Origin of the sequence: Methylobacterium sp. WL119 (genome assembly GCF_008039875.1) — a bacterium.
Lineage (GTDB): Bacteria > Pseudomonadota > Alphaproteobacteria > Rhizobiales > Beijerinckiaceae > Methylobacterium.
Window position 1 is genome coordinate 1 of record NZ_VRUU01000199.1, and the last position, 2,877, is coordinate 2,877.

The window sequence follows — 2,877 nt, forward strand, 5'->3', positions numbered from 1 at the left end:
GAATAAGAGACCGTCCGGTAGGTCACGCTGCTTGGCCCAATCTTCGCACGAGGATTAGTGTTCAGTCCCGAGGTGGGATAGGTTGGGTCATATCTGAACCAGTCTTGATCATCTGCCCAGGCTCGGCAGGTCGCTTCGTATGCCGTAAGGCCGCGTAGGGTCTTGAGCCACCGGATGAACTTGTAGGCATCTAGGAAGGCGGCGAGATGTTCCTGCAGTTGGTCGTGGCTGTCGTAATGGTAGCGCTTGACCGTCGCTTCCTTGAGGGTTCGGTTCATGCGCTCGACCTGGCCATTGGTCCACGGGTGGTTTGGCTTGGTGAGCCGATGCTCGATGCCGTGCGTCCGGCAGATCTGGTCGAAGCGGTTGACGTGGTACAGGGCAGTCGGGCCTCGACGATTCTAGGGCAGCTCGGCGAATTGGATGCCGTTGTCGGTCAGGATGATGTGCAAGCGGTAAGGACAAGCCTCGATGAGCGCCTTCAGGAAGGCGCAGGCCACGGGCCGATCAGCGCGTTCGTGCAGCTGGGCAAAGGCGTATTTGGATGTCCTGTCGATGGCCATCCAAAGGTACAGCTTGCCTTCGCCGGTGCGAACTTCCGCGATGTCGATATGGAAGAAGCCGATCGGGTAGGCTTTGAACACTTGCTTGCCGGGCTTGTCGCCGCCGGCCTCGGGTAACCGGCTGATCCCCTAGCAGGGTGTTGAAGAAGTCCGTGGCGTGACGGGGCTTGGCATGATTCACTCCGTCCCGGCAGCGGACGGGGAAGTCAGATGCGAGGCTTGGATCAACGTTCGGGGGCGTTGTTCTCGTATGTGGACCTTGAGGCTCGGGTCCGGGCGGATCATCCCCTGCGGAGCATCCGGCAACTGACGGACGAGGCTCTGGCGGCCCTGAGCGGGTCGTTCTCGGCGCTCTATGCGGCTCGGATGGGTCGTCCGTCGATCCCGCCCGAGATGCTGCTGCGGGCCCTGCTCCTGCAAGCGTTCTACTCGATCCGCTCGGAGCGGCAGCTGATGGAGCGGCTGGAGTTCGACCTGTTGTTCCGCTGGTTCGTCGGGCTGGGCATCGACGATCAGGCCTGGGATCATTCGAGCTTCACCCGGAACCGGGACCGGCTTCTGGCCGGCGAGATCGCGGCCCAGTTCCTGGCCGCCGTGCTGGCGCAACCCCGCGTGAAGCGGCTTCTATCCAGCGACCATTTCAGCGTCGACGGGACGCTGATCGAGGCATGGGCCTCGATTAAGAGCTTCAAGCCTAAGGATCAGGGCGGCACCAATCAAGAGGAAGACCCGTCGCCCTCCGCCGGCGGGCGTAACGCCGAGGTCGACTTCAAGGGGCAGACGCGCTCGAACGAGACCCACACGAGCACCACGGACCCGCAAGCCCGCCTCTACCGCAAGGGTCCGGGAACGGAGGCCAAGCTCTGCTTCCTCGGCCACACCCTGATGGAGAACCGCTCGGGCCTGATCGTGGACACCCGCCTGACCTCGGCGAACGGTCACGCCGAGCGGATCGCGGCTTTGTCGATGATTGAGCCCAGGGCGGATCGGCCAAAGGCGATCTCGGTGGGTGCCGACAAGGCCTATGACGCCGAGGACTTCGTCAATGAGCTCAGGTCGATGAACGTGCGCGCACACGTGGCCCGGAACACCAACGGCCGCCGCTCCTCCATCGACGGACGAACCACCCGCCACGCCGGCTACGGTCGGAGCCAGAAGATCCGCAAGCGCATCGAGGAGGGCTTTGGCTGGATCAAGACCGTCGGCGGACTGCGCAAGACCCGCTTCGTAGGCCGCGACAAGGTCGGATGGGCCTTCACTCTGACGGCAGCGGCCTACAACCTGGTCCGCCTGCCAAAGCTGCTTGGAGCTCTGGCGTGAGCGTCCTGGGCAAGTGGCGGATCGTCGAGCTGCCTGGCTACGAGGACGACTATGCCGACATGGTCGAGCCAGCCTACATCCTTTTCGAGAACGGCCGCGGCGAGTTCGCCTTTGGGTGTGTCACCGGAGCTTTCGCTGGCGGAGCCGGCCACGGGAGTGATCGTGCCGCCGTTGCGTTCGACTGGAACGGCAATGACGAGATGGACCCGGTCTGCGGCTCTGGATCGGCTGAGCTCCAGGCTGAAGGATCGCTTCGAGGCGAAATCCGCGTCCATCGCGGCGACGAAATCCCCTTCATCGCCCGCCGTTGACCGGCTTTTTCAACACCCTGCTAGCGCTGCAGACAGCGATGCAGCGATGATCGGGTCAGGTGCTGGATGGTGGCCTGGAGCGCGTACAGGCAGTCGTCAAGCGGAAAGAGCGTGTGCTGGCGGAAGGCAACGATGAGCGCCTCCTCTTCGATCGTGAGCACGGTCGAGCGCGGCGTCTTCAATCCCATCACCGCGTCATGCACGAAGGCACGCTTGCGCCACTTCGCGACCGTCTTGAAGTTCAATCCATGCTGAGCGGCAAGTCTTTGAGCGGAGCTTTCGATCGCTGTAGCGCTGCTCTGACCGCGTGCGTGGTCGTGGCGCAGCCGTGAAGAACCTGTCCCATAACGCCTCCCGGTGTGTGGCAGCCTCAGCGAAACTGATGCCACCACACCGCGGGACTGCACTCATAACTGTCTGGTTGTAAGAACTCAGGGAACTGGCCCGCGCCGGCCTGTCGTTGGTCAGCCCCCATTGAAGTGGTCCGCCCTTTGGTATGGCTTTTGAGCCTGGAGGACGGACGAGATGGCAAAGCACCCGAAGCCCGAGGAGATCGTCGCCAAGTTGCGGCAGGCGGATGTGCTGATCACACAGGGCCAGAGCGTGGCCGATGCAATCCGCGCGCTCGGCGTGAGTTCAGTGACATACTACCGGTGGCGGCGTCAGTTTGGCGGACTGAAATC

At 63.0% G+C, this 2,877-nt stretch carries 3 protein-coding genes and 2 pseudogenes; 3 read left to right on the forward strand and 2 right to left on the reverse strand.

Annotation, left to right across the window (positions count from 1 at the left end):
* Positions 1 to 692: pseudogene (locus tag FV227_RS28215) on the reverse strand (DDE-type integrase/transposase/recombinase); the annotation flags it as partial.
* 81 nt (positions 693 to 773) lie between these two features.
* Here FV227_RS28215 and FV227_RS28220 point away from each other — a divergent pair.
* Positions 774 to 1,883, forward strand: coding sequence for an IS5 family transposase (locus tag FV227_RS28220; RefSeq protein WP_147860444.1), 1,110 nt, complete (start codon positions 774 to 776; stop codon positions 1,881 to 1,883).
* Positions 1,880 to 2,194: a hypothetical protein gene (locus FV227_RS28225; RefSeq protein ID WP_147860445.1), complete on the forward strand. Its 315-nt coding sequence runs from the start codon at positions 1,880 to 1,882 to the stop codon at positions 2,192 to 2,194. Before FV227_RS28220 ends, FV227_RS28225 begins: the two co-directional genes overlap by 4 nt.
* 23 nt (positions 2,195 to 2,217) lie before the next feature.
* Here the strand turns inward: FV227_RS28225 and FV227_RS28230 are convergent.
* Positions 2,218 to 2,540 (reverse strand): annotated as a pseudogene (locus FV227_RS28230) (IS481 family transposase); the annotation flags it as partial.
* A 179-nt stretch (positions 2,541 to 2,719) separates the two neighbouring features.
* Here FV227_RS28230 and FV227_RS28235 point away from each other — a divergent pair.
* Positions 2,720 to 2,877: helix-turn-helix domain-containing protein (locus FV227_RS28235; RefSeq protein ID WP_147860446.1), on the forward strand; the 158-nt coding region annotated here is incomplete at its 3' end.

What these genes read in the sequence shown, in the direction of transcription:
- FV227_RS28220 (WP_147860444.1), top strand. Translation starts at nt 774, where the DNA reads ATGCGAGGCTTGGATCAACGTTCGGGGGCGTTGTTCTCGTATGTGGAC.